We start from the raw sequence: 26,590 nt of genomic DNA on the forward strand, positions 1-26,590 counted from the left end.
CCATCGAAACGAACGGACCCCCATGAACCACCAACACACCACCCGTATCCACCGCAACAAACGCGGTACGTTGAAGCATCGCCTGTTGCGCAGTGGCCTGTTGGACCTGCTGCTGTGCATCGCAATCGCCATCGTGCTGGTTCTGCTCAGCAGCGGCGCGGCTTTTGGCCAGAACGTGGGCATCAACACCCCCACGCCTCACGACAAGGCCCTGTTGGACATGGCCAGTTCGGACAAGGGCGTGTTGGTGCCCCGCATGACGGTGGCGCAACGCACGGCCATCTTCCCCGCGCCCGATGCCACCGCCAAGGGCATGCTGGTGTACCAGACCGACGGGCAGGAGGGCTTCCACTACTATGATGGGGCACAATGGATCTTCCTGGATCCAGCGGGGACTCCGGCTTCTGCTGGCTGGGCCTTGGAAGGGAATACGGGCACCGATCCCGCCAACGACTTCGTGGGCACCACGGACGCACAGCCGGTGGTGTTCCGCACCGCCAATGCGGAACGCATGCGCGTGGGAGAGACGGGCAATGTGGGCATCGGCACCACCACACCGGTCCATGGCCTGCATGTGGTCCGTGCTGTGGAGAACGCCACGCTGGGCCTGCGCAACCTGAACAACAATGCCGTCGGTGGCGTGAACTATTATGGTTCGGGCGGTACGCTGGCGGGTGTCACCGGATGGTCCAATGGGGGGTACACCATCGCGCCGGGAAGCCTGCTGCATGGGACCTTGACGGCCAGCCCCGCCGCGTTCATCACCAGCGGCAATGAGCGCATGCGCATCGCCGCCAACGGCATGGTGGGCATCGGCACCAACAACCCCGCTTACAAATTGGACCTGTGGGACGATATCGCAGGACCAAGCATGCGCATACGCAACGTGAACAACGCGGGTTGGTCGGGCATGCACATGGAGAGCGCGGGCGGCACGGGTCGCGCACACTTCGGTTTCGGCAATGGTGGGGCGCCGGTACTGGCCGCCGTGGGTTATGCCGGCACCACGAGCAACCATCCCTTCGTGTTCACCACGGTGGATGTGGAGCGCATGCGGATCCAGCCCAATGGTAATGTGGGGGTAGGCACACAGAACCCCACTGCCCGGATGGACATCACCATGAATTCCACCATCGCACAGCCGCAATTGCGCCTGTCGGAGGTCGGTGACGACTTTGGGCGCATCGCCTTCAACAATGATCAGACGGCCAAGTTCTGGCAGATCGCGGGGCTGCCCCATGAGAACGACGACATCATGGCGCTCAATTTCTTCCACAGTTCCGGCGTGAACCTGATGAGCCTGCGCGGCAATGGCAACCTGGGGATCGGCACGGTGAACCCGGTGCACGGGCTGCACGTGGTGCGCACCACGGACAACGCCACCCTGGGCCTGCGCAACTTGAACGACAACGCGGTGGGCGGGGTGAACTACTACGGATCGGGCGGTTCCCTTGGTGGCGTAACGGGCTGGAGCAACAACGGTAACACCATAGCCCCCAACTCCCTGTTGCACGGCACATTCACGAACAACCCCCTCACCTTCATCACCAACAGTACGGAGCGCATGCGCATCCTGGCCAATGGCCGCGTGGGTGTGGGTACCGCAACACCCGCTGGACACATGGAAGTGGCCAGCAACTCCGGCGCTGGAAGTGGCCAGGTGATCATCACAGAGACCGAACTGGACCATGCGCGCCTGGGCATGCGCAACACCACCACGCCCAAGTTCTGGGAACTCACCGCGCTGGCCCACGCCACCGATGCGACGGCCAACTTCAACGTGTACCACAGTGTCACCGGAAACCTGCTCACCGTGCGCGGCAACGGCAACGTGGGTGTGGGCACCAACAACCCCACCACCAAGCTGGAGGTGAACGGCTACACCAAGCTGGGCAGCGATGCACCGGCGGTGCGCATGCGGAAGTACACCGGCACAACACCGGCAACATCTTCCTCCACCACGTCCATCGTTCACGGATTGGACCCCTCCAAGATCCTGGGGGTTCAGGCCATGCTGGTGGCCACCAACCTCGTGTATCCCAATGGCAATACGGTGAACGGCTACCAGTTCGACTGCTATGTGGACGGACCCACGATACGACTTTCACTGCCGACGACCGGTTCCAACCTGGCCGGTGCGCGTGCGGTCCGCATCCTGGTCACTTACGAGGAGTGATACCCCGAACACATACCACGATGGAGACACTCATCACCCTGCTTCGGATGCTGCGCCACTTCGGTCCCTGGCTGGCCCTTGTGCTGGGCACAACAGCGCTCCATGCGCAATCCTTGTTCGTGAAGGATGCCCTGGTCACGATCACGCCGGGCACCGAGGTCCACCTGAGCGGTGACCTCATTACCCAGGCGGCGGCCGAGTTGCGCAACAACGGCACGATCCATCTGGACCGCGACCTGTTCCACAACGGCACAGGGAATTGTTTCGGCAACAGCCAGGGCACCGTGGTGCTCAACGGCAACTGGCAGACGATCGGAGGATCGGGCATTCCCGTGTTCAACAACCTGGTGCTGGCGGGCATAGGCGACAAGTCACTGAACAACCATATCGAGGTGGGTGGGGCCGTTGCGGCACCCACGGGCGTGCTTCACCTGAACGATCGCCGCTTGCACCTCTCGTCGCGCTCGGCCACAGTGCGCAACCCTTCACCCTTGGCCATACAGCGCACCACGGGGCAGCTCATCAGCGAGACCGATCCCACCATCGGCTATGGCACGGTGCGTTGGAACATCGGACAGGCAACGACAGGCAGCGCCTACGTGATGCCCTTCGGCAACGCGGTCACCGGGCACGATCTGCCCTTCATGGTCACCGTCACCGATCCCGGTGCGGGGCTGACCGGATGGCTGGCCATGGCCACCTATCCCACGGACCCCATGCCCTGGCCCAACAACCGGCCCCTGCCGGATGGTCTCACCGAACTGATGAGCATGACCGGCCCGGAGAACGCACCCTTCACCCTGGACCGCTGGTGGGTGATGGAGACCGGTGGCTTCACACAGCCGCCCATGGCCGATCTCTCCTTCACCTATCGCGACAGCGAATGGAACAGCGGTACCAACATGATGACCGAAGATGGCCTCATGCTGCAGGACCATTTTGACGGCCAGTGGCATTTCCCACCTTCGCTGGTCATCCCCACGGACGACCGCCTCATCACCACGGGTGCCGTGTTGCGCAACTCCATCTGGACGGCTTCCTCCATGGGTTCGCCCTTGCCGGTAACACTATTGCGCTTCGAGGGCGAGCGCCGCGACAGACGGACGGTGCACCTGGATTGGAGCACCGCTTCGGAGCAGTTCTGCGATGGCTTCGAGGTGTGGCGCATGATCGAGGGCGAGGAGGACTTCACGAAACTTGGCTGGGTGGACGCCGTGGGCATCAGTACGTCACCCAGGCATTACACTTGGATCGATGACAACCCCACTGGCCACGTGAGCTACTACATGCTGAAGCAGTTGGATCTCGACGGCGGGCAACAGCCCAGCCCCGTGGTGGCCGTGCAGGGCATGGGCCTCCCCGGCGGATTCCTGCTCTATCCGAACCCCGCGACCGATGCGGTACTGGTGGATCTGCCCTTCGCGGTGGAAGGCGCGCTGCACGTGTTCGATGGCAGCGGTCGAAGTGTCATCACACAATTGGTCACTGGCGTATCCAGCGTGGAGCGCATAAATGTTTCCCACCTGGCCCCTGGCACCTACATGCTACGTTTTCAACCCGGCGATGGAAGCATGGATAGCTTCGCTCGGCTGGTGGTCTCGCGTTGAACGATACATCACAAGAAGATGAAAAGCCTCCTCCACACCCTCACGGCATCCCTGCTCTTGTCCGTGTCGCAGGCCCAGGATCCCATCATCTACACGGTGGACCTCACGGACCAGCGCAACGACCAGCTCAGCATCCGGGTGGACCTTCCCGCCCTCGACCGGGAGGTGGTGACCTTCGCATTCCCCCGCATGGTGCCCGGCATCTACGGCGCCATGGAACATGGCCGTCTGGTGCATGCGGTGTCCGCTTTCGATGAGGAGGGCTATCCCATGGCCGTGCGCAAGGTGGATGTGAACACCTATGTCATCGAAGAAGGACGGGCATTGCGTACGCTCACCTATGCGGTGGACGACGGCTGGGAGGAATTCGCCCCCCTGTACCAGTATGGCAGCTACCGCAGCAGCGAGGGCACCGTGAAGCGCGACGCGCAGGTGATCAACCACAATGCCCTGTTCGGCTATGTGGTGGGAGAGGAGCGGCGGCCGGTCGAGGTCCGCATGACCCACGCACCGACCCACTTTCCGGCCACAGGGCTCACCAGCACCGCCAAGGCTCCGGGTTCAACGGTCCTCACCGCGCGCGACTACCGGCACTTGGTGGACAACCCCATGCTGATCGCCGATCCGGATACCGTGCATCTGCTCATCGGGAACACCAAGGTGCTCGTGGCCTGCCACAGCACCACGGGGCAGCCCATCGCGCGCATGATATCCGAGCAGGCCAAGCCGTTGCTGCGCGACCAGTTCGCCTACCTCCGTGCCCTGCCCCTGGAGCGTTACACCCTGCTCATCTACCACCATCCCAACAGGGAGGAGGGCAACTACCAGGCGGATGGCCTTGAACACGCGTCCAGCACGCTCATCCTGCTCTGCCTGCCCTTGGAAGCCGAAATGCTCGGTGGTGTGGTCAGTGATATCATCAGCCACGAGGTCTTCCACACCTTGCTGCCGATCCACCTGCACGGCGAGGAGATCGCGCACTACGACTGGTCCGATCCCCAGGTGGGTTCGCACCTCTGGCTCTACGAGGGCATGACCGAATACTTCGCCATGCACATGCCGGTGAAGCAGGGGAGGGCCACGGTGCAGGAATTCCTGGCCACACTGGAGGAGAAGACGAAGAAGATGAGCGGGTTCCCCGACGATGAGGCGCTCACCCTTCTGAGCCGTGATGCCGTGACCAGGCAGGATGCCTACCCGAATTTCTACCAGAAAGGCGCCCTGTTCTGCATGCTGCTCGACATAGAACTGCGCGCGCTGAGCAAAGGCCGGTATGGCGCGGTGGACCTCTGCACCGACATGGCGCGCGTCTATGGGCCGGACAAGCCTTTCAAGGATGATGCGCTCTTCGCGGAGCTGGCGCGCGTGAGCGGCCTCCCCTCCATCGAAGGCTTCCTGCGAGACCACTTGGATCGTCCGGTGAAGCTCGATGTGGCGAAGCAACTGGCCCGTGCTGGTATCGTCCGGGATGCCACGAATGGAGGATACCGGTCGGATCCCAAAGCCACCGGCGAGCAGCAAAAGCTGCGCAAGGCCTGGTTGGGACGATAGTCCGACTCACGCGCAACCCTTGCAGCGGCCCTCCAGGTCCAGGTGGCTGCCCGTGAGCTTGAAGCCTTTCGGAAGCTTCACCGCGGGCATGGTCACCTGTTCCAGGCAATACACCGCGCCACAGCCCACGCAGCGGAAATGCGCATGGGTATCCTGGTGGCGATGCGTGTCACACCCGTCGGCACAGGCCGCGTAGCAGGCCACGCCCTCGGCATCCATCACCCGGTGCGCCAGGCCGGCCTCCTCAAAGGCTTGCAGCACACGGAACAAGGTCACACGATCGGCCAGACCAGGAAGCGCTGACTCCACATCGTGCTGGGCCAAGGCCCGGGGACTGCCTTGCAACAACTCCAGCACCGCCAGGCGGGCGTCCGTCACACGCAGGCCATGCTCACGCAGGAGGGAGGCGGTATCCATGGCCGCGAAGATAATTGTCGCCACCGGGTTGCGTTTTGATCAAAGGTGTGCATATTTGCAACCGGGTTGCGAATGACGTCCACGACCTTCCAACGGAGAAATACGATGGGACCTCTCATGAACATTGGCACCGCGCTGGTGCTTGGTGTGGCCATGATCATGGCCGGGTGCAAGAAGGATGATCCGGTCCCACCCACGCCGGGTGGCAACAACCCGCCGCCCAATGAACAGGAGCTGATCACCACGGTGGTCCTCCATTTCGAGAGCCAGGATGGCACCGAGCACAGGCAATTCGTCTGGCGCGATCTGGATGGCGACGGAGGCGACGCGCCCGTGATCGAGGTGGAGCCGCTCACAGCGGGCCAGGTCTACAGCGTGCATGTACAATTGCTCGATGAGAGCAAGGACCCACCGGTGGATATCACGCACGAGGTGGAGCAGGAGGCCGAGGAACACCAGTTCTTCTACATCGTGGACGGTGTCGGTGCGAGTTTCGTCTATGCGGACGCCGATGCGAATGGGCATCCGGTGGGCATCGGGACCATTTGGACCATGGGCGCGGCGGGCTCCGGCACATTGACGGTGGTACTGCGGCACGAACCGGACAAGGACGCGCCCGGCGCAAGTGCTGGTGACATCACCAATGCAGGTGGGGACACGGATGTGGAGGTGACCTTCCCGCTGATCATCCAGTGATGTCCACAACGATCCACCTACCCGCCATGGCCTCCGACCGATCACGCCGGGCCGACCTGCTGGGCATGACCAATTCGGTGTTGTGCCTGGCGCATTGCCTGGCCATGCCCTTGCTGGTGGCCATGGGCGCGGCCTTCCTCCACCACCCCCTGGTGTCGGTGGCCTTCATCGCCGTGGCGGCATGGGCCGTGCATGGTGCCACGCGCAGGTCCGTGAAGCGTGTTCTCACTTGGTACCTCTGGTCGGCGTGGGTGGTATTCGGCATCACGTTGATGCTGGAGGACCTGCATCACGGTTTTGAGATAGCCAGCCTGCTCGCATCGGCCGCCTTGGTGTTGGGGCACTTGCTGAATCGGTTCGGGGGGCCGTCCGTGCCAGCGGGTCAGGACAGTCTTTCGAGCAGCCCGTCCACGATGCCGTAGGCCACGCTCTCCTGCGCATCCATCCAGTGGTCCCGGTCGAAGTCCTTGAGGATGCGTTCCACCGGTTGGCCACAATTCTCCGCCAGTATCCTTGCCCCGAGGTCACGCGTTTTCAGGATCTCCTTCATCTGGATCTCCAGATCGGCGGAAGTGCCATGTGCGCCGCCACTGGGCTGGTGGATCATGACCCTGGCGTTCGGCAGGATGAAGCGACGGCCTTTGACACCGGCTGAGAGCAGGATGGACCCCATGGAGGCGGCGTAGCCCGTGCAGATGGTGCTCACCGGGCTATGGAGGCTGTTCATCGCGTCCAGGATGGCCATGCCCGAGGTGACATAGCCGCCGGGACTGTTGATCAGCAGTTGGATCTCCTTGCCGGGCGCGACAAGGTCCAGATAGAGCAGCCTTTCGATTACATGACGGGCCGAGCGGTCCTCCACCGGCCCCCATAGGAAGACTTTGCGTTCGTCCAGGATCCTGCCGTCGATGAGGTCTTGGAGTGTGGGGTTTTGCATGGTGGTATCGGATCGGTGTCGAAAGATGTCCTCAGGCGCGATCCGATCCGGCCAGGATGTGATGGACGGCGGTCGGCTCACACGAGGATCAGCCCCTCGTGTTCATCCCCGAGGCGCTCAGCACCGCCCCGTTGGTGGCGGTATCCGCTCAGCCAGCACAGCCAGGCGTCCGCTTCGTGGCGGTCCTTCGGCTCGGGCGGTGGCAGGGTGAAGAGACCGGCCATGAGCCGCAGCTTGTGGCGGGGTATGGCACGTCCCGCCGGTATCCTCAGATAGTCCCATTCCTGCCGGATGAGGGCTGCGGGATACACCTCATGCACCTCAATGCCGCGCGCACGCCAGCGCTGCGCCAGGCGAATGGCGCGCGCGGTAAGGCCGCCAAGGAACATGGGACTCATGCCACCGGCCAGACGGTCGGCACGGCGGAAGAAGTGGTCCTGCCCCTTGCCGTAGTAAGCGCCCGGCAGACTCAGCGGCGCATCGATGTAGATCGCTGTCGGAGCGCGCAGGCGCACTTCATCGTCGAGCCAGCCATCGGCATCCTCGCCCTTGGCGCAACGGCTGAAGCGGAAGAGTCCCCGTTCGCGCCAGCAGACCACGGTGCTGCCCGCCGTGCGCGCGCCGAAGTCGATGCCGATGTGTTGGTCCATCGCGCAAGGAACAACGCGGAGGGCCGCACCGTTCGCCGTCAGACCTTGGCCATGCGCTCCATCAGCTCCTTGGTGCTCTTCGGGTCAAGCGCGGTGACCGGTTGCGCCCAGACACGCACCAACCTTTCGCCCAAAAGCTCCATGGCCGTGCGCTCCACCGTACTGTGGAGCAGGGCCTTGGTGAAGCCGATCAAGTGGGTGAGAGACCGCCGTTCCAAATGGCCGCTGACCCACACCAGGTCCACATGCTCCTCAATGGTATCGAACATCAACAGTCCATGCTCGTGCAACACGCCTGCAAGCTCCACGGCGTCGGCTTCGGTGAGGGTGAGGAAGGAGATGCGGATCATGGCGTATCAGTTGGAAGTGAGTTGTGAGGCGACCTCCTGCCAGAGGATGCCGGCGTCACGATCGAGGATGAAGAAGGCCTTGCGCAGGCGGCCTTCGAGTTCCACCTGCTTGATGCGGCTGTCGAGCAAGGCCACTTCGCGCTGGTTCACCAGGAAGAGGGAACTTTCCCCGGCGGCGAAGCGCGTGTTCTCGCCTGCGAGCAGAGCCCGGTAGTTGCGCACCATGGCGGCACCGAGGTCCACCTGTCTGTTCAAGGTCGCCAGTTCCTCGTAGCGCCTGCCGATGGTGTTGCGGATGCCGAGGCGCTGGCGCTCCAGGCCCAACTCGGCATCCGTCAGGCCCAGGTTGGCCAGACCGAGTTCGCCTCTTTCGCGCCGGAGGAAGAGCGGCATGCTGAAACCCAGGCCCCACTGGCGGTCGGCGGTGTTCCAAGTGGGCGTTCCTTCGCCGCGCACCACCCCACCGCCTGCCAGGAAGGCGTGGCTCAGGTCGAGCCGGGGTTTGAGGAATTCGCTGCGCAGGCGACGCTCCACTTCCAACTGGCGCAAACGTCCCTGCTGTTCCAGCAGGTCGGGATGCCGATCCACGGCACGCGCCATCAATGTGTCCAGCGGAGGAGGAGCATCGGGTGCTTTCAGGTCGTTGGTATCGGGCAGGAGCGATGGCGCGATCTCCAGCGGGCGCAATGCCTCGTCCCACAGGTGGTTGCTGAGCCGCAGGCCGCTCACGCGGTAGGCCAGTTCCGCATCCTGCAGGCGCAGCCTACGATCCTGCACCTGCAGCAGGGCTTCGAGCGTGTCGATGGCGGGTACATCACCGCCGCGGAAGCTGCCGCGCACGGCGGTGAGGCGCACTTCGGCCTGTCGTACGGCATCGCGGGCCACCAGCAACTGGCGGTAGGCGGCCACCCAGTCCACGTGGTCGCTGAGCGCTTCGAGGAAGACCTCGTTCAGCAGGCGCTGCCGGTCGGCCTCGGCCATGTCCTGAAAGGCCTGGGCCTTGCGCAGTTCGGCTCGCCGCCTGTCGATGAAGAGCCCCTGGCCGAGTTGCACGGAGGCGCCCAAGCGCAGTTGCCCATCGCTTGGCATCATGTTCTGCGGGTCCAGGAACACACCGTCGCTTTCGCTGTAGCCGCCGAAGACCTCCGCACCGAACCAGGTGGGTACACGCAGGCCGACGTCGAGCAGGCGGTAGTATTCGGTGCCGCCGAAACTCTTCTCCGTGACCCCGCCCTGCGCCACGGGATCGAAAGCGCCGCGCGCGCTGCGCAGCACGGCCTCGCCCATGGCGTTGCGCAGGCCGGCCTGCCGCGCGGCGGGATGGTTGTCGGCCACCAGTTGCAGCAGGGCCTTGCGTGTGAGCAGGGGTCCGTCGCTCTGGGCCTGTGCCATGGCCGCGAACGCCACCAGGGGGAGGAAGAGCAGGTTGCGCATCACTCCTCGATCTTGGCGGGCACGGGCCAGTTGCCCACAGGTTTCAGATCCTTGTAGAGATCGGGTGGGAAGCCGTTGAGTTGGCGCCACAGTTCGTACCAGATCGGCACGTCCTTCAGCAGTGCGATGCCCAGCGCCCCGCTGCCCATGCGCAAGGCATCGGGCCAGGGCTTGTCATCGGGGTCGGGCGCCACCAGGATGCGGTACCTGCCATTGGCGCTGATCAGGTTGTCGATGGCCACCACCTTGCCGCCGTAGGTGCCGTAGCTCACGTTGGGCCAGCCGCTGAAGACGATCGCGGGCCAGCCGTCGAAGAGGAAGCGCACTTTCTGCCCGTTGTGCACCAACGGCATGTCCATGGGCCGCACGTATAGTTCCACGGCCATCTCGAAGCGCTCGGGCAGGATGCTGATCAACGGTTCACCCTCCTTGATCAGCTCGCCCAGGCCGGTGCGCAGGGCCTGCGTCACGTAGCCGCTCTGTGGCGCGGTGATGTAATAGTTGCCCGCGCGGATGGTGTAGCTGGCGAGGTCCACCTGCATCTTGCTCACCTCGGCCTCGGTGGTGTAGTACTGGCTCATGCTCGCGTACTTCTCACTCTCGGCCTTGGACAATTTGTCGCGGTAGTCGTTGCGGATGCCGCCGAGGTCCAGTTCGGCGTTGAGCAGTTCGTTGCGGCTTTGGAGCAGGTCGTTCTCGGCGTCGATCAGGTTGGCGTTGGCGCGTTGCTCGTTCACCCTGCGGCGTTCCAGTTCCACCATGCTGATCAGGCCCTGTGCGAATTGCTCCTCACCACGCTTCAACTGGTCTCGTGCCACGGTGATCTCGGTGCGGGAAGCCACCACGCGGATGCTGTCGCTGGCGATGCTGAGTTGGGCCTGCAGGATCTTGTTGCGCGCCTGGTCCAGCTTGATGCGCATGGCCTGGTTGAGCGCGGCGATCTGCGCATCGAGCGCGGCCACCTTCTCCTGGTAGCTGCGGGCGGTCATCTCCTTCGCGCTGATCTGCTGTCCGGTGCGCTCCAGCAGCATCGGATCGAAATACTGCTGTTCCACCTCGCTGATACGCAACAGCGTATCGCCCTGCACCACACGCTGGCCCTCCTGCACGTACCATTGCTCGATGCGGCCTGGGATGATGGCATGCACGGTCTGCGGACGCATGCCGGGGTCCAGGCCGGTGAGCGTGCCACGTGCGCGGATGTTCTGGGTCCACGGCAGGAAGAGCGAGAGAAGGAAGATGATCAGGAAGGTGGCGATGACACGTGCGAACCTGCGTGCCGAACGGGGATCGCCCACGGCCGTCATGGAACGGTATGTGCGCTCATCCAGCCTGGGCGTGGCGCTCTCGGGACCGATGTGGATGTCGAGCATGGCGCGTCAGTTCGTGTCGTTTCCGTTGCCGTTGTCGGAGATCAGGCGCCCATTGTGCAACCTCAGGATGCGGCCACAGTGACGGCGGAAATCGGGGTCGTTGCTCACGGCGATCAGCGTGAAGGGGGCATCGGCGCCGGTGAGCAGGTCCAGCAGCACCTTCTGTTCCTCGCCGGCGATGGGCAGGGCATCGTCCTCGAAGAGCACCAGCCTTGGCCGGCCGGCCAGGCAGCGCGCCACGATGATGCGCTTCACCAGGCTGCCTGGCAGGCGCGATCCGAGTGGATCGAGGCGGGTAAGGAGGCCATCTGGAAGATCGGCCAGCAAGGGCATCAAGCCCGTGCGTTCCGCCGCTTCACGCGCATGCTGTTCGGTGACCCAGTCGCGGCCCATGATGATGTTGTCCAGCACCGTGGCACTGAAGACCTCCTCCTGGTTGAAACTATCGCCCATGGCGCTGCGGGCCTCGGCCGGAGAAAGGCTTCTCAGGCCCAGACCATCCAGCAGCACATTGCCCTCGTCGGGCTCCACCATGCCGGCGATCAGGTGCAGCAGGGTGCTCTTGCCGCTGCCGTCCGGACCGCTGATGCAGACCTTCTCGCCCGGCGCGATGCGCAGATCGATGCCGTCGAGGATCGGCGTACCACTCCAGTGGCTGCGGAACACCAGGCCCTTCAACTCCACCGCCATGGGGCCGCCATCCTCCATGGTGCGGGCGATGGGCATGCCGTCCTGGCGTTCCACCGGCAGGTCGGCCACTTCGCCGAGTTTCTCCATGGCGGTGAGCACATCGTAGATCGACTCCAGCCCGAGGATCACTTTCTCCACGGCGTTCAGCACCAGGATGATGATGATCTCCGCCGCCACGAACTGGCCGATGTTCATGCGCTCGGTGAAGACCAGGATGCCGCCCAGTACCAACAGCGACAGGGTGATCACGGTCTTGAAGCCCACCATGCCCCAGTAATGGCCCAGCAGCACGCGGAAGTGTGATCTGCGCGCCTTCACGTAGCTCTCCGCGATGCCGTCCGCCGTGTCCACCGCGATGGAGGTGCGCCCGGCGAGCTTGAAGCTGGCGTTGCTGCGGCCCAGTTCCTCCAGCCAGTACGCCATGTCGTATTTGTACTTGCTCTCCTCCAGACTTGTGCGCAGGCCGTTCTGGCCGGTGACGCGGAAGAGCAGGAAGAGCAGCAGCATCAGGAACAACCCGAATCCGATGAAGAAGGGATGATAGAAGGCCAGCAGCACCAGGCCGAAGAGGATCTGCAGGGCGCTCACCGGCACATCGATGAGCACCTTGTTGAGGCCCTTCTGCACGGTGAGTACATCGAAGAAGCGGTTGGCCAGCTCGGGGAGGTAGCGGCCATGCACGGCGCTGGTGCGGATGCGTGGCAGGCGGTAGGCGAACTCCAGCGCGGCGCGGGCGAAGATCCGCTGCTTGAGGTGCTCCGACAGGCTCAGTTCCATCACCTGCAGCACGCCGGCGAAGAGGATGCCCAGGGTGACGAAGCCGATGAGCACGCCCCAGCTGGTGGCCACCTGTCCGCCGCCGATCAGGTTGATGATGGCCTGGATGCCCAGCGGCAGTGAGAGCATGATGAGGCCGCGCAGGAGGGCGTAGAGGTAGAGATACACGATGTCGCGCCGGTCCTGGCGCAGCATGCCGAACAGCCGCTGGAAGGGTCGTATGGCCAGTGGGGAGCGCATGGTCAGCGGGCGTTCACCGAGGCGAAGACCAGGTGGATGAAGAGCTCGGGCACACGGTTGCGGGCACCCTTGTCGGTGACCGTGGGCAGATGCTCGGCGAAGAAGCGCTGCGTCATGCTGCCGTCCACCACCTGGCTGGCGAGCGCGGCGGGAAAGGGATGCGCCGGTGCCACGGCCAGGATCATCTCGCGCAGCCGGTCGCACAAGCGGCGGAAACTGCTGAAGCATCCTTCCTTGTGCTCCTGGTCGACCTCCTTGGTCATGTAAGCTTTGCCGCTCTCGCTCACCGCGATGCGGTACAGGGCGCGCAGGTCCAGGTAGCCGAAGTTGCCCTTGTCTGTGACCGGCTCGGTGATGGAACGCACGGCGCGTTCCAGGCGCTCGCGGTCGTCGGCGATGTTGGCCGTGTCGAATACAAGTTTGAATTCGCGCCAGCTCCAGTACCAGCCTGTCAGGTAGATCAGCAGGCGATGCTTGTTCTCGAAGTAGCGATAGATACTGCTCTCGGCCGTGCCCAGCGCCGCGGCCAGCTTGCCGAAGGTGAAGGCCTCCAGGCCGAGTTCATCGATCAGCGCCACACTGGTGCCGATGATCCGGTGGCCCAGTTCGGTGCCCTGTGGATCCTTCAGGTAGACCGGCTCGGTCACCTGGACATTCATCTGCATCAGTCGCTCCATGCGATGGACGCCATGGCCTGGCGTGGGCGTTGGTGATGGGTGGCTTGATGGGGCAAAGATCAGCGAAGACCATGCCAAAACTTTCAAATACGACTGTAAAAAAAGCTAAAGGGATAGTAATACTATCATAAGGGGTCGCGCGATGCACGCTAGGGCCTGGTTCGGGCAAGGACTATTTGCCTGTGTAGGCGACGCGGTAGATCATGTCCGCCGCGTCGTCGCTCACCAGCAGGCTGCCATCGGGCGCGACCAGCACATCCACAGGGCGCCCCCAGGCTTTGCTGCCCTTCAGCCAGCCTTCGGCGAAGACCTCCGTGCGTGCGCTGCCGTCGGGCTGTGGCCAGGCCACCATCACCCGGTAGCCGATGGGTGTGCTGCGGTTCCAACTTCCGTGCTGGGCGATGAAGATGGCGTTGCGGTACTTGGCCGGGAACTGCTGCCCCGTGTAGAAGCGCATGCCCAGCGGCGCGGTGTGCGGACCAAGGATGGCGGACTCCTTCACGAAGTCGGAGCATGGGCGTTGCTGGCCGAACTCGGGATCCGGCAGGTCTGGCGCATGGCAGTAAGGGTAGCCGAAATGCGATCCCTCAACGGCCAGCCGGTTCAGTTCGCAGTCGGGCTGGTCGTCGCCCATCCAGTCGCGGCCGTTGTCAGTGAACCACAATTCTCCGGTCTCCGGGTGCCAGTCGAAGCCCACCGTATTGCGCACGCCGTGGGCGATGATCTCGCGGTCGCCTCCATCGGGATCGATGCGGGTGATGGTGGCGTAGATGGGGTCCTCGCTCAGGCAGATGTTGCAAGGCGCGCCCACGGGCACATAGAGCTTGTCGTCCGGCCCGAAGGCGATGAACTTCCACCCGTGGTGCTTGTCACCGGGGTATTGGTCGGTGACCACCACAGGTTCGGGCGGGTCGTCCAGCCGCTCCTCGATATTGTCGTAGCGCAGGATGGTGCTCACCGCGCTCACATGGAGCGATCCGTTGCGGAAGGCCACGCCCACGGGCATGTTCAGCTGGCGGGCAATGATCCAATGCTGGTCCGCGCGCCCATCGTTGTTCGTGTCGCGCAGCGCATGCACCACGCCCTCTCCGCGGCTGCCCACGAACAGGGTGCCCTTGTCGCCCCAACACATGGCGCGGGCGTTCTTCACCTTGTCGGCGAAGACCGAAATGGTGAATCCTTCGGGAAGGCCGATGTCCTTCAATTCGGGCCTGCCGCCGAGCACCGTGGGCATGCACACCGATCCGGAGAACAACCACCAGGCGGCGATGGACAGGACGATCGGACGGCGCATGGGTCAGGAGCGTGGTGTGGGAATGATCATCACCGGCACCTTGCTGTCGCGCAGGACCTGTTCACTCACACTGCCCACGAAAGCCCGGAACAAAGCGCTCTTGCCATGCGAGCCCATGACAATGAGCCCTGCCTCCACCTTGGTGGCCATTTCCAGTATGGTGTCCGTCGTGGGACCTTGCACCAGCCGCGCCTCGGCATCAATCCCTCGCGCATTGAGGTCCGCCGCGATGGCCTGGATGTCCTGGTGTTCCTGGCGCAGGGTCTCCGCGCGCTGCTCACGCACATAGCTCGGACCGACCTTGAAGCCGACGAAATCCGGATCCGGTGCGGCCACGTGTACCAGCCAGACCTTGGCGCCGAAGGCCTTGCCCAGGCTGGCGGCGGTCTCCACCACCAAGGGTGTCACTTCAGAAAAATCGATGGTGGCGAGCAGGTCTTTCATGGCGATGGTACTTGTGCGCAAGATAGAGGTGGCACCAAGCGACCGGAATGACGAAGGGCGGCATGGTTCGCCGCCCTTCATCCTGAACACTATTCGAACAGCCCGTCAGATCACGAGCTTGTCCAGGTGACCGGGGCGCATTTTGCCCGTGCTGGCGAAGAACCACTCCTTCAGCCCGTAGTGGTAGCCGCGGCGCAGACCGGTGCGGTGGGTGCCCAGCACGCCGCGCTTGCCGCTGAGCTTTTGCAGCACACGGGTAAGTTTCGCCTCCACATCGGCCTCCTTCATGCCGGGTTCGTTCTTCTTGGCCCAGGTGACAGCCTGCGCCATGATGTCCGCCTTGGGCAGCATGCGGTTGCGCTTGGTGATCAGGTCCACCACCATGAGGTCCCAAGGGCTCAGGCGATAGCCACCCTTCACGGCGCGGGATTTTTTGCGCCCGGGTTTCCGGCGGCGGCCTCTTTTCACCGCGGCCTTTTTCGCCGGTCCGCCGGATTTCTTCTTCGCTGCCGTTCCTTCGCCCCCACTGGCGGCGGGCAGGCCTTTCAGGTCCGCGATCGCGTCACGCACGCGGTCCAGTTGGAAGATCAAGCGGCGTCGCTCGCTGCGGTATTCGCTGAGCAGCCGTTCGATCTCCTTCGCATTCAGTCTTTTGGTCGCCATTCGATATTTGGATTTGGTTTGTACCGGAGTGCGGCGAAAATAGGGAAGTATCGATGCATTCTATCCCTTCGGTACGACCATCATCCATCCACGATCGTAAAGCTTTGCTGGCGGCGAACCATATGTTTCATGCAAGGTGCAGCATCACCCCACTTCCTTCGTTCGTCGTGAACCGACCGATCGTGACCGCCATGCCCACATGCCTATCCAGCAAGTGCAGGGCCTCCAATGCGCCTTCGGGCGCAACGGCCACCAACAAACCACCGCTTGTTTGCGGGTCGCTCAGCACCATCATGCGTTCCATGTCGCCGGCACCCGAAATACCGCCATGGTAGCTCTTCCAGTTCCTTAGTGCGCCATCCGCATAGCAGCCCAGGGCCAGGTATTCCTTCGCCTCGGGGATCACAGGAATACGGTCGTATCCGATCTCGGCCGTGAGCCCGCTGCCCCTGCACATCTCCAGCAGATGCCCCGCCAGTCCGAAGCCTGTCACATCCGTCATGGCATGCACCTCCGGGAGCTTGGCCAGTTCAGCGCCCACGGCGTTGCTGCGACACATCAGCTCGCTGGCGATGCGTGCATGTTCCGGCTTCAGGACAGCACGTTTCTGGGCGGTGCTGAGAATGCCCACGCCGATCGGTTTGGTGAGGATGAGCACGTCGCCGGCCCGTGCCGTGTCATTGCGCTTGAGCTGTTCGATGGACACTTCACCTGTCACCGCCAGGCCGAAGAATGGCTCGGGGGCATCGATGCTGTGTCCGCCTGCGAGTGCGATGCCCGCATCATGGCAGGCCTGTCTTCCGCCCTCCACCACCCGGGCCGCCAATTCCGCAGGCAGCTTCTCCACGGGCCAGCCGAGGATGGCCACGGCCAGGAGTGGCTTGCCGCCCATGGCGTACACATCACTCAGCGCATTGGTGGCGGCGATGCGTCCGAAGTCGAAGGCATCGTCCACGATGGGGCTGAAGAAGTCGGTGGTGCTGATCAGCGCGCGGCCGTCGCCCAGGTCGTACACGGCGGCATCGTCGCGGCTGCCGTAGCCCACCAGCAGGCGTGGATCGGGGAAAGTGCCCAGGTCGCTCTTCAGGATGGTCTCCAATACCGCAGGCGCGATCTTGCAGCCACATCCTGCGCCATGGCTGAATTGCGTGAGACGGACAGGGCCTTCAGCGGGCGGGGGTGGAGGCGGCAGCGGCATGTTCCTTCAGACGTTGGGCCAGGCCGCGAAGATCGCTGGCTGTGGCGGCAAGCTTCACGACACGCGATGCATCGCGCCTGGCGAGACCATGGGCGTAGGTCTTGTCATAATAATGGAGCATGGTACGGGCCACCATGTCCAGCTCTCCGGCCTCCAAAGCTTCCAAGGCGGTCTTGGCATGTTGTGGGCCAATGCGCCTGGCGATACGCTTGATCGCTGCGGCCAGTTCCTCCTTGGGAAAGCCACCGTAGTCCACCACGAGCCGCCCCACACGCTCGTGCAGCGGCATGTCGGCGAAAATGACCGTCGCCCGGAGCATGGCCTCATGCCATGGGGCTGGCAGCAGAAGTTTGCCGATCATCCGGCTTTCGTCCTCCAGCCATAGCGGCTTGGCAGGGTCCACGCGGCGCAGCGCGTCCCACAGCAGGTTCTCGAAATGCTCCTGGGTGGGTTGGGGCTGCTCGCCCAGCATGCCGAAGGAGGATCCCTTGTGGTGCGCCAGTCCCTCCAGGTCGATCATCTGCTCGCCCAGCTCGCGCAGGTGCCGCAATGTTTCCGTCTTCCCTGTACCGGTATATCCGCCGAGGATGAGGAGCTCCGGAATGTCGATGGAACCGGCCAGCACATGGCTCCGAAAAGCCTTGTAGCCACCCTTCAACGTGTACACCTCGATGAAGCCCGCCTTGTCAAGCAACCAGGCCACACTGCCGCTGCGCTCGCCACCGCGCCAGCAGTGCACGGCGATGCGGCGATCGGGCGCGAGTTCGATCGCGCGTTCCACGATGGTGGCCAGCTTGGGCCCTACGATCCGCAGGCCCTCCAGCACGGCGGCGTCTCGCCCCTGCTGTTTGTAGAGGATGCCCACCAAGGCGCGCTCCGCATCATCGAAGAGCGGCATGTTCGCCGCGCCTGGGATATGGCCGCGCCCGAACTCACCGGGCGAGCGCACATCGAGGATGGGCAAGCCTGTGGCGAGGAAGTCCTGGACAGGTAGCGCGCGGTGCACGCCCAAAAGTAGGAGCGGTCTCAGCCCAGTTTCGCGGTGAGCGTGATGGGTACGCTCTTCAGGGCCTGGCTGATCGGGCAGTTGGCCTTCGCATCCTCGGTGCAGGTGTTGAACAGGGCCTGGTCGATGCCGGGCACCTTCGCAGTCAGATCGAGATGGATGGCGGTGATGAGCATCGCTTCACCCACCTTGTCCATGGTCACGGTGGAGGTGCATTCCAGGCGCTCGGGCGTGAAGCCGTGGTTGCCCAGCACGAAGCTCAGCTTCATGGTGAAACAGCTGGCGTGCGCGGCGGCGATGAGTTCCTCGGGGTTGGTGCCGGCCTTGCCGTCCTCGCTCACGAAACGCGTGGTGAAGGAGTGCGGAATGCCGTTGAGGGCGCCGCTGGTGCTGCTGATGTGGCCGGTGCCTTCCTTGCCCGTACCGGCCCAGGTGGCTGTTGCTTTGCGATGGATCGCCATGGGCTTCTTGTGCTTGATGATATCGGCGAAGGTACCGCCGCATGCGCGTAACGTTGGCATACCAATGGGTCTTGCACCAATTGAAGGAGGTGGATGGATGTGCCGGACGCTGAACTGACCTGCTGAACAATGGTTACAGGCGCTTGCAGAACGCGGAGCGGATGCCTAGGTTTAGTCACCCTAACCAAACCATACAGGACCATGTCAAGAGCAACATCGGTGAGCGTATCCGCAACGGATCCAGGCCTGACCCGGGATACGAGCATCTCCAGGACCGGAACCGCGCGATCGGGCGACCAGGTCACCGTCACTGGATGGGAGGATTCACTCGTCGGAAGCAGCGTGGTGGTGGTGCTCCAGATCAATTGTGCGACCCAACCGACCGCCAGGACCGATACCAACGGCAATGCGGCCATCACCGCATCGGGCACCGGGAACACTTACTATCTCAGCATCACTCTCAACACCGCCACCCTGGACAATTGGAGCGTCCAAGTGGGCACGAGCGGTGGCAGCACCTACACCTTCACCAAGGGAACAGGCGGCGGTGGCCACAAAGGCTGATCGGTCGGCATCCATGGGATCCCTGCTCCAATGGCGAGCAGGGATCCTTTTGCTTGCTCTGGTCTGGCGAACACCGGTGTTGCCACAGGCCGACCGGACCGGGCGCGCATGGGCGGACAGTGTCTTCCGGACCATGGAGAACGTGTCCTTCGAGCACCATGCGCGCGAATTGGGCACGCTCAACAGCATGCGGGCCATCTATCTGGCGCATGGCGATAGTTGTAAGCTGGCGCGTGTGGGGTCCTGGCGGGCGAACTGTTTCGATGCGCTGGGACAGTTGGATTCCGCCATTGTCGCCGCCCAGCACGCGCTCACCCATTTCACCGCGCGTTGTGACAGCATCGCGTACATGTCCATCCAGGTCAACCTGGGCAATACGTTACTGAGCCTGGGCGAGCCCCAGCGCGTTCTGGACATCAGTGAAGCTGCGCTGGCCTTATGGAATGATGACTGGCCATACGCTGTGGCGCGCAATGGCCTCTACTCCAACCGGGCCATCGCACTGGCCTATCTCGGCGACATGCCAGCGTCGCAACAAGGCTTTCGTGACGCGCTGCTTCTGGCCAGGAGGGAAGGGGTGCTGAAGAATGAACTGGACGCGTACGCCAACCTGGGGGCACTCTTCGGGATGATGGCCGAGGGAGGGAGGCATCCTCATTTTCTGGACAGTTTGTCGTACTACAGCCGCAAGGCTTTGGGCGTATTGAAGCGCATGGAGGACCAGCAGGGGATGATGCTGCAGTACAGCAACCTGGCCGGGGCCGCAAAGGACCGCAAGCGTTACCGCGAAGCGCTCCAGTACCTGGACTCCACCTTGCGCATCGCGCGGCCCCTGGGGCGTTTGGACATGCGCACCACGGTGGCCGGCATGCGCGCGGACAGCTACCGTGGGCTGGGGCGCTTGGACAGCGCGCTCTTCTATTTGCAGGAGTTTGTCACGTTGAAGGATTCGCTCCTCAACACGGAGAAGGTCAAGGCCATCGCCGACGTGCAGGAGAAGTACGAGAGCGAGAAGAAGGCGCGGACCATCACCGAACTGCAGGTACAGAAACTTGACAGCGACCTGCGGCAGGAAGGCCTCAAGCGCACGCGCAACATCTACCTCTTCACCGGGATCGGTGTGCTGATGATGGCCGGTGGCCTGTGGAGCCGCCTGCGTTATGTGCATCGCTCACGGGCCGCCATCCGCAAGGAAAAGGAGGTCAGTGAAGGATTGCTGCTGAACATCCTGCCGGGCGAGGTGGCGGAGGAGTTGAAGGCCAAGGGATCGGCCGATGCCCAGCTCTTCGACCAGGTCACCGTGCTCTTCACGGATTTCAAAGGCTTCACCGCCCTCAGTGAACTACTGGGGCCGAAGGAACTGGTGCGGGACATCCACGAGTGCTTCTCCGCCTTCGACCACATCATGGCCCGCTACGGCATTGAGAAGATCAAGACCATCGGCGATGCCTACATGGCCGCCGGTGGCCTGCCCACGCCCAATGCCAGCCATGCGCGTGACGCGATCATGGCCGCCCTGGAGATCCGTGATTTCATCGAGCTGGGCAAGGCGGCGAAGGTGGCCATGGGACTGCCCTTCTTCGAGATCCGCATCGGCATCCACACCGGCCCGGTGGTGGCTGGGATCGTGGGCGTGAAGAAATTCCAGTACGACATCTGGGGCGACACGGTGAACACCGCCAGCCGCATGGAAAGCAGCGGCGAAGTGGGGCGTGTGAACATCAGTGAGGCCACCCATGCGCTGGTGAAGGACCTGCCGGGCCTCGTCTTCACCCCGCGAGGCAGGGTACAGGCCAAGGGCAAGGGCGAGATGGAGATGTTCTTCGTGGAGCGCGCCATGTGATCACCAGCTCCCATCGATCACACCATCCCCGTGCAGGTCATAGGTTTCCAGGCGCGACCGCAGGACCTCCCGCTGTTCCGGACTTTCCTTGGTGAGTGACCACCGGGGTCGCTTGAACAGCAGGGTGCGTCCCATGAAACCCAGTGTGTAGAGCGCATCGCCGTGATGGAAGGTCACGGGCTGTCCTTCGCGCAAGGCCAGGGCGTGGAGGTGCCCGATGTCCTGTTCGCCACGGATGGTGACCAACAGATCTTGCCCGTTCGGTGCCATGCCGCTCTCTGTGATCAGAAGTCCGTCGGTTGAACAGGATCGGGACCTGGATAATTTGCCAGAGGCCGAGCCCTGCTCATTCAATGGGCGCCGAACCAGCTTGATGGGATCGGGTTTCATGGGCGCCGTACCCGGACGAATGACAAAGGCATCGCTGCACAACCAGAAGAGCACCGTGTCCGGGATGGTCACATAGCCCTTCAAGCCCCAGCTTCCACCCCAGGAATTCAGCGCCACAAGGGTGCTGTCGTTGTCGTATCCCGTGCACACCATGATATGCCCTTCCCGGCCGCTCCAGTCCACAGGAAGCGGCTCATTCCAGATGAACGGCTTGCCACCGCCCGTTTGAAAACCTTCGTGGAACGTGGGTCCTATGGAAACCAGGAAGATGACCGGTTCGCCCTGGCTGAGGTGATAGCGCCATTGGGTGTAGTCGCGGTTGTCGATGGCCACCGGGTGGGCCATGCGGTGGCGGTTGGCCGCGTGGGTCACGCTTTCCGGGATCGGTCTCAGGCATTGGTGTGTGGCGGTGTCGAAGGGGAACTGCCGCCAGGTGACATTGCCCAATGAACAGACCACCTGGATCGCATCGGGCAGGGAGACGCCTTGGGTGCAATCGGTGAAGCGCTCCATGGAGGCCACCTGGGTGTACACGAATGCCGGGCTGAAGACCGCCGCCGGATCGGCGAGGAATGTCGTGTCGGCCAGCCTGCCCATGGCCCGGTTCCATTGGAAGGTGGCGAGGCCGTAGCCCAAGGCCCAGCCGCTGCAGGAGGCTTGGGCGAACTGGTCTCCGGCGGGCGGGAACCAAGGGGAGAGGTCCACGCTGGGAGGAAGCACATACCCTTTGGGCATGGCGAAGGGGAGTTCCCAAGGGATCTCGAACACCTCCGCGGGCGTGGGAAGCGCGCCACCTGCGGCACGCGATGCTTCCTGCGCCGCGCAAGGAGGCACCAGATGAAGCCCGGGCAGCAACCCAAGTACATGGATGCCGATGACCCGCTGGAGGATCGGATCAAAGGAAAACATCACAGGACAAGGTATCGAGACCTTTGCTATGCCACAGGGAGCAGGTAGCTGAATGCCACCATACCGTCTTCGAGATCCACATCGGCGTACACAGCGGGCCGGTGGTGGCGGGCATCGTGGGGGTGAAGAAGTTCCAGTATGACATCCGGGGCGACACGGTGAACACCGCGGCGCGCATGGAGAGCAGCGCGGAGGTTGGGCAGGTGAACAATAGCGAGGCGACATATCGGCTGGTAAAGGATGTTGTCAGTTCTCAGTTGTCGGTTGTCAGTGGGGGGCAACGGCAGCCGGACAACCGACAACTGAGAACTGACAACCAAGGCATTCACCTTCACCTCCCGTGGCCAGTGGCCGCCAAGGGCAAGGGCGAACTGGAGATGTGGTTCGTGGAGCGCGGTGTGTGGATCGGAAAGCCCAACAGCAACATGGGCCATGGTGCGGACCCGGTGGCTTCAGCGCGTGATGCTGCGCGATCACCTCGAGAACTTCGGGCCTTGTCCGGGTCGGCATCCCGGCCAGGGTGGAACGAAGCAGGTGTTCACTGTTGGGGCACTGATCGAGGTTGAGCCATAGCTCACATCGCCATGATCACCGCCGCATCAACTTGAAGGCGATGCCCCGGCCCATCTTCTGGAAGATGGCCAGGTCGATCCACACCAGCGCGAAGCCCTCGAGGATGGGCACCTTGTCGTCGCCGCCCATGTCGTGGCATGCGGCGAAGCCCACGTCCTTCACCAGCGCGGCCACCGTCGCCTTGGCCCCGGCACTGCCACCGGCCATGAACATATCGGCCACATCGTTACCGTAGTGCGGGTCGGCGAGGTTCTCCCAGCCGGTGCAGTTGAACACCTTCACCGCGTCGGCACCGGTGCTGCGCAGGGCCTCGAAGCCGGGCGCCGTGCCCAGCGGACCGGCCATGTTGGTGGCGTCCATCACCAGCTTGCCCTTGAGCGTGATGCCCAAGCTGGCGGCGAGGTCCACCACCACCTTGCCGGGTGTGGCGACGAGGACGGCCTCGGCCGCTTCCACCGCCGCCGGGATCGACAGCACGCGCGCCCCGATGCCTTGGGCCCATTTCAGGATCTCGGGATCGCCCGGGTTGCGTGCGCCGATGAGGATGTCGTGCCCTGCGGTGTTCCATTTCTCCGCGAGCGTTCCGCCGATGTTGCCGGCGCCGATGATGGTGATGGTCATGTTTTGCAAGGGTTGCAGGGTATCGGTGAGATCTCGGTTGCGCACCTGTAGCGTCGACCCATTGGGTCGACACTACGGGTGCATCCTATGCATGCATGGGTCATCGCCTTTCGTAGCTGATCCCGAAGGTCCACAACAGATCCTCGTAGGTGTTGCGCTGCTGCACCACGCTCTCGTAGCTCCAGTTCACGGCCTGGCGCAGCGCGAAACCCTTCTTCAGCGGGATGCTGAGCGCGGCTTCCACGTGGGCACGCAGGTTGTCCGCATCCGTGAGCGAGGGCTGCACCCAGCCTTCGTACTGCAGGCGCAGGAGGCCTTCCATGATCCTGTGCTCGCCATAGAGCCTGCCGGTGATGCGCCAGGTCTCCAGCTCGGTGCTGGTGAGGTCGGTTCGTTCACGGAAGCTGGCGCTGCGGAAGGTGTTGGCCTCGTAAGTGCCGGTGGCGGAGAGCTTGAGCAGGTTGCCCGGCTTGCGCAGCAGCACATAGGTGATGCCGGGCCCCACCTGCGTTCGGTGGTCGATGCCGCGCTGGTGGCTCCGCTGGTACCAAAGCATGAGGTAGGGATAGAGCTGAGCGTGCGGGTTCGCGTACACGAAGTTGCGCCAGATGCCCTCGCCCAGCGTCTGGCGGTAGAAGAAGGTGCCGTACTGGTAGTTGATCGCGCTCTTGACACCCCAGTGCGCACGCACATGCGCCACCTCGCCGGTGCCCAGCAGCATGAACTGCTCGATGTTGCCGCGCATCCAGCTGCCCGTGGCGCTCACGCGATACTGCCAGCGCAGGGTGTCGGCTTCGCTGAGTTGGGCGTGGGTGCTGGAGATGGCGGTGAGGCTGATGATCGCGGTGAGCGCGAGAGTGTGAATGGTGAGAAAGTGAGAAAGTGAGAAAGCCCCCCACTTTCTCACTTCTTCACTTTCTCTCTTTCTCACCCTTGAATACATCTCATTCCAGGTATCCATCCACAGCCTGCAGCTTGGCGGGCAGGTCTTTTTCACCCAGCAACTCGCGCAGGTCGCGCTCAATGGTGTTGCACAGGGCGGTGAGCGGCACGTCGGTGATGCGGCCCTCGAAGGGGTCCTCGTTCACCTCGCCCACCTTGCCGATGACGGCGAAGACGAAGCTGATGAGGAGGGCCAGCGGCAGCACCATCCAGCCGATGCCCATCTTTTCCAGGTCGGCCACCAGGCAGAAGGGCAGCAGCACGATGAAGACCTGCAGGAAGAGCCGTGTGAAGTAGTGGTACTGGCGGAGCAATGGGGTGTTCTTGATGCGCTCGCAGCCGCCCTGGTGATTGGCCAGCGCCAGCAGCTGTCCTTCCATCTGGAAGCTGTCGAAGCCGCCGAGCGTGCCATCGGCCATGGCCTGGTAGATGCGGTGGCCCAGCTGCTGCATCACGAGGTTGGGTTTGTTGCTGGCCTTCAGCAACTCGTCATATTCCGCCGGCGGCAGCAGCGGGGCGAACTCGGGCCACTGCTGCTGGCCGCGCAGGTGCAATCGCAGGGCGTGCACCCAGGCGATCACCTTGTGCACCATCTCGCGCTTGAAGGCCTCGCTGCGGGCGCGGTCGTAGTTGGGCTGGTGGGCGTGGCTGTCGGCGAAGGTGATGATGAGCCGCGCCAGCACCCGCGTGCTGTTGACGATGCCGCCCCAGAGCGTGCGCGCCTCCCACCAGCGGCCGTAGGCGCTGTTGTTGCGGAAGCCGATGAAGATGGCCAGCGCGCTGCCGAGCGTGGCCGCGATGCTGAATGGCAGGGCCACCAGCGGCTCCCAGCGGTGCAGCAGGTAGGCCGCCACGGCGGCGACCAGCGCCAGCAGCAGCTCACTGCGCACGTAGCGCAGCACCTTCAACGGGTCGAAGCGGCGTTTGATGATCATGGTGGGGTGGAATGCATCGTTCGCGATTCTGCACCAACGGTGATCGATCGCACCTGTAGAGTCGACCCACTGGGTCGACACTGCGGGTGCCTCGATCCAGGTTGTGCGTTACGCCCCCAGCGCCTCGATCACCATTTTGGCGGTGGCTGCGCCGCTGAACTGCTGCTGGCCGGTGATCAGGCGGCCGTCGCGCACGGCGAAGGCCTTGAACAGGCCGCCGGTGATGAAGTTGGTGTTGGGCAGCTTCTTCGCCTCGGTCTCGATCCAGAAGGGCTGGATGCGCTGGCCCACGAAATTGTCCGCGAACTGCTCCTCGGCATCAGCGAAGCCCGTCCAGGTCCTGCCGTCAACGAGCAGTTTGCCATCGGCGGTCTTGGCCTTCAGCAGCACGCAGGTGGCGTGGCACACGATGGCCACCACCTTCTTCGCCTCGTGGAAGTCCACCACGAGCTTGTGCAGCGGCGCGTTGTCGATGAAGGTGTACATGGGGCTCTGGCCGCCGGTGAGGAAGACGGCATCGTAGTCGGCCACCTGGATCGCGCTCATGGGCCTGGTGTTCGTGATGAGCTCGGCATGCTTGGGGCTTTTCTTGAAGCCGAGGCTGAGGATGTCGGCCGCGCTGTAGCCGCTGGCGTCCTCGGGGTCGCTGAAACCGTCGGCCATCAGGTCGCCGCCGTCGGGGCTGTAGATGTCCACCTGGTAGCCCTTCTCCACGAACTCCCAGTAGGGGTGGGTGAGCTCGGCCCACCAGAAGCCGATGGGCCAGCCGGTCTGCTTGCTGGTGGAAGGGTTGGCGGCGATGAGGGCGATGCGCTTGGGCTTCGCGGGGTCGATGAGGTTGAGTGCTGCGCTCATGGTTGAAGTTGTGGGGTTGCTCTAGTTGCGGCTGCAAACCTTCGGCAGGTACAGGCCCTTTCCGCGGGTAGCGCGCATTGGTGAGGTACTCACGTTTTGGTAAGCATGCGCCGATCTGGGGGGTGCGGCGATCTTTGCATCCGCCAGGGATGGGAGCGGCAGCTCCCGACGGGCAAGGCCCAGCGGATGCCGCAGCGAGGAGGCGACCAGCGGAAGCCCCCGCAGCGCGAGCAGCCGCAGGCCGGCCCGGCGGGACTATAGCGGACAGCCCGCAGGCGGCCCAACATTGAAAAGACACAACCAAGATGCTGGGGCGA

At 63.5% G+C, this 26,590-nt stretch carries 27 protein-coding genes; 8 read left to right on the forward strand and 19 right to left on the reverse strand.

Annotated features, from left to right (window positions below; all coding sequences use genetic code 11):
- The first annotated feature begins 22 nt into the window (after window positions 1-22).
- Genes KIT10_01415 through KIT10_01425 form a run of 3 tightly spaced genes read left to right on the forward strand, consistent with a single transcriptional unit; the run spans window position 23 to window position 5,334 of the window.
- Window positions 23-2,176, forward strand: a complete 2,154-nt coding sequence (locus KIT10_01415; protein MCW5897900.1) for a hypothetical protein — start codon at window positions 23-25, stop codon at window positions 2,174-2,176.
- Window positions 2,177-2,196: 20 nt separating this feature from the next.
- Window positions 2,197-3,783: a T9SS type A sorting domain-containing protein gene (locus KIT10_01420; GenBank protein ID MCW5897901.1), complete on the forward strand. Its 1,587-nt coding sequence runs from the start codon at window positions 2,197-2,199 to the stop codon at window positions 3,781-3,783.
- A gap of 18 nt (window positions 3,784-3,801) precedes the next feature.
- Entirely contained in the window at window positions 3,802-5,334 is a 1,533-nt protein-coding gene (locus KIT10_01425; protein ID MCW5897902.1) for a hypothetical protein, read from the forward strand.
- Between the two features lie 6 nt (window positions 5,335-5,340).
- On the opposite strand, the gene KIT10_01430 is transcribed toward KIT10_01425, so the two are convergent.
- Window positions 5,341-5,751, reverse strand: coding sequence for a transcriptional repressor (locus tag KIT10_01430; GenBank protein MCW5897903.1), 411 nt, complete (start codon window positions 5,749-5,751; stop codon window positions 5,341-5,343).
- A 117-nt stretch (window positions 5,752-5,868) separates the two neighbouring features.
- On the opposite strand from KIT10_01430, the gene KIT10_01435 reads away from it, so the two are divergent.
- On the forward strand, window positions 5,869-6,447 hold the full coding sequence (locus tag KIT10_01435) for a type 1 periplasmic binding fold superfamily protein (GenBank protein MCW5897904.1): 579 nt from the start codon (window positions 5,869-5,871) through the stop codon (window positions 6,445-6,447).
- A 26-nt stretch (window positions 6,448-6,473) separates the two neighbouring features.
- A complete protein-coding gene (locus tag KIT10_01440; protein MCW5897905.1) occupies window positions 6,474-6,869 on the forward strand; it encodes a MerC domain-containing protein in 396 nt (131 codons plus the stop codon).
- On the opposite strand, the gene KIT10_01445 is transcribed toward KIT10_01440, so the two are convergent.
- The 13 genes from KIT10_01445 to KIT10_01505 form a co-directional block, all read right to left on the reverse strand.
- On the reverse strand, window positions 6,830-7,384 hold the full coding sequence (locus KIT10_01445) for an ATP-dependent Clp protease proteolytic subunit (GenBank protein MCW5897906.1): 555 nt from the start codon (window positions 7,382-7,384) through the stop codon (window positions 6,830-6,832). The two genes, KIT10_01440 and KIT10_01445, sit on opposite strands and share 40 nt — an antisense overlap.
- A gap of 77 nt (window positions 7,385-7,461) precedes the next feature.
- On the reverse strand, window positions 7,462-8,034 hold the full coding sequence (locus tag KIT10_01450) for a hypothetical protein (GenBank protein MCW5897907.1): 573 nt from the start codon (window positions 8,032-8,034) through the stop codon (window positions 7,462-7,464).
- A gap of 38 nt (window positions 8,035-8,072) precedes the next feature.
- Window positions 8,073-8,384: a hypothetical protein gene (locus KIT10_01455; GenBank protein MCW5897908.1), complete on the reverse strand. Its 312-nt coding sequence runs from the start codon at window positions 8,382-8,384 to the stop codon at window positions 8,073-8,075.
- Window positions 8,385-8,390: 6 nt separating this feature from the next.
- Window positions 8,391-9,818: a TolC family protein gene (locus tag KIT10_01460; protein ID MCW5897909.1), complete on the reverse strand. Its 1,428-nt coding sequence runs from the start codon at window positions 9,816-9,818 to the stop codon at window positions 8,391-8,393.
- Window positions 9,818-11,191, reverse strand: a complete 1,374-nt coding sequence (locus tag KIT10_01465; GenBank protein ID MCW5897910.1) for an HlyD family efflux transporter periplasmic adaptor subunit — start codon at window positions 11,189-11,191, stop codon at window positions 9,818-9,820. Before KIT10_01465 ends, KIT10_01460 begins: the two co-directional genes overlap by 1 nt.
- A 6-nt stretch (window positions 11,192-11,197) precedes the next feature.
- The gene (locus KIT10_01470) at window positions 11,198-12,898 is read right to left on the reverse strand and encodes an ATP-binding cassette domain-containing protein (GenBank protein MCW5897911.1); all 1,701 of its coding nucleotides are present in this window, start codon (window positions 12,896-12,898) and stop codon (window positions 11,198-11,200) included.
- A gap of 2 nt (window positions 12,899-12,900) precedes the next feature.
- Complete coding sequence (locus KIT10_01475) at window positions 12,901-13,575, reverse strand: TetR/AcrR family transcriptional regulator (protein MCW5897912.1); 675 nt, start codon at window positions 13,573-13,575, stop codon at window positions 12,901-12,903.
- A gap of 172 nt (window positions 13,576-13,747) precedes the next feature.
- Window positions 13,748-14,869, reverse strand: coding sequence for a sorbosone dehydrogenase family protein (locus KIT10_01480; protein MCW5897913.1), 1,122 nt, complete (start codon window positions 14,867-14,869; stop codon window positions 13,748-13,750).
- A gap of 3 nt (window positions 14,870-14,872) precedes the next feature.
- Entirely contained in the window at window positions 14,873-15,313 is a 441-nt protein-coding gene (locus KIT10_01485) for a universal stress protein (protein MCW5897914.1), read from the reverse strand.
- A gap of 105 nt (window positions 15,314-15,418) precedes the next feature.
- Window positions 15,419-15,976, reverse strand: coding sequence for a hypothetical protein (locus tag KIT10_01490; GenBank protein ID MCW5897915.1), 558 nt, complete (start codon window positions 15,974-15,976; stop codon window positions 15,419-15,421).
- A 127-nt stretch (window positions 15,977-16,103) separates the two neighbouring features.
- The gene (gene selD, locus KIT10_01495; protein ID MCW5897916.1) at window positions 16,104-17,174 is read right to left on the reverse strand and encodes a selenide, water dikinase SelD; all 1,071 of its coding nucleotides are present in this window, start codon (window positions 17,172-17,174) and stop codon (window positions 16,104-16,106) included.
- Window positions 17,143-18,180 carry a tRNA 2-selenouridine(34) synthase MnmH gene (gene mnmH, locus KIT10_01500; protein MCW5897917.1) on the reverse strand — a complete coding sequence of 346 codons (1,038 nt, stop codon included), beginning with the start codon at window positions 18,178-18,180 and terminating at the stop codon, window positions 17,143-17,145. Before mnmH ends, selD begins: the two co-directional genes overlap by 32 nt.
- Before the next feature lie 20 nt (window positions 18,181-18,200).
- Window positions 18,201-18,641 (reverse strand): OsmC family protein, encoded by a 441-nt coding sequence (locus KIT10_01505; protein ID MCW5897918.1) that lies wholly within the window; start codon window positions 18,639-18,641, stop codon window positions 18,201-18,203.
- Window positions 18,642-18,842: 201 nt separating this feature from the next.
- On the opposite strand from KIT10_01505, the gene KIT10_01510 reads away from it, so the two are divergent.
- Window positions 18,843-19,205: a hypothetical protein gene (locus tag KIT10_01510; protein MCW5897919.1), complete on the forward strand. Its 363-nt coding sequence runs from the start codon at window positions 18,843-18,845 to the stop codon at window positions 19,203-19,205.
- A gap of 133 nt (window positions 19,206-19,338) precedes the next feature.
- The gene (locus tag KIT10_01515) at window positions 19,339-21,048 is read left to right on the forward strand and encodes a hypothetical protein (GenBank protein ID MCW5897920.1); all 1,710 of its coding nucleotides are present in this window, start codon (window positions 19,339-19,341) and stop codon (window positions 21,046-21,048) included.
- On the opposite strand, the gene KIT10_01520 is transcribed toward KIT10_01515, so the two are convergent.
- Complete coding sequence (locus KIT10_01520) at window positions 21,049-22,347, reverse strand: hypothetical protein (protein ID MCW5897921.1); 1,299 nt, start codon at window positions 22,345-22,347, stop codon at window positions 21,049-21,051.
- A 23-nt stretch (window positions 22,348-22,370) separates the two neighbouring features.
- On the opposite strand from KIT10_01520, the gene KIT10_01525 reads away from it, so the two are divergent.
- The gene (locus KIT10_01525; GenBank protein MCW5897922.1) at window positions 22,371-22,913 is read left to right on the forward strand and encodes a hypothetical protein; all 543 of its coding nucleotides are present in this window, start codon (window positions 22,371-22,373) and stop codon (window positions 22,911-22,913) included.
- 22 nt (window positions 22,914-22,935) lie between these two features.
- Here the strand turns inward: KIT10_01525 and KIT10_01530 are convergent, their stop codons facing one another.
- The 4 genes from KIT10_01530 to KIT10_01545 all read right to left on the reverse strand — a co-directional run bounded on the left by KIT10_01530 (window position 22,936) and on the right by KIT10_01545 (window position 26,273).
- A complete protein-coding gene (locus KIT10_01530) occupies window positions 22,936-23,541 on the reverse strand; it encodes an NAD(P)-binding domain-containing protein (GenBank protein MCW5897923.1) in 606 nt (201 codons plus the stop codon).
- Window positions 23,542-23,641: 100 nt separating this feature from the next.
- The gene (locus KIT10_01535; protein MCW5897924.1) at window positions 23,642-24,448 is read right to left on the reverse strand and encodes a DUF481 domain-containing protein; all 807 of its coding nucleotides are present in this window, start codon (window positions 24,446-24,448) and stop codon (window positions 23,642-23,644) included.
- Between the two features lie 37 nt (window positions 24,449-24,485).
- Window positions 24,486-25,418 carry a hypothetical protein gene (locus KIT10_01540; protein MCW5897925.1) on the reverse strand — a complete coding sequence of 311 codons (933 nt, stop codon included), beginning with the start codon at window positions 25,416-25,418 and terminating at the stop codon, window positions 24,486-24,488.
- Between the two features lie 108 nt (window positions 25,419-25,526).
- Window positions 25,527-26,273: a type 1 glutamine amidotransferase domain-containing protein gene (locus tag KIT10_01545; GenBank protein ID MCW5897926.1), complete on the reverse strand. Its 747-nt coding sequence runs from the start codon at window positions 26,271-26,273 to the stop codon at window positions 25,527-25,529.
- Window positions 26,274-26,590: the final 317 nt, after the last annotated feature.

The organism is Flavobacteriales bacterium, assembly GCA_026129465.1.
Classification (GTDB): domain Bacteria; phylum Bacteroidota; class Bacteroidia; order Flavobacteriales_F; family PHOS-HE28; genus PHOS-HE28.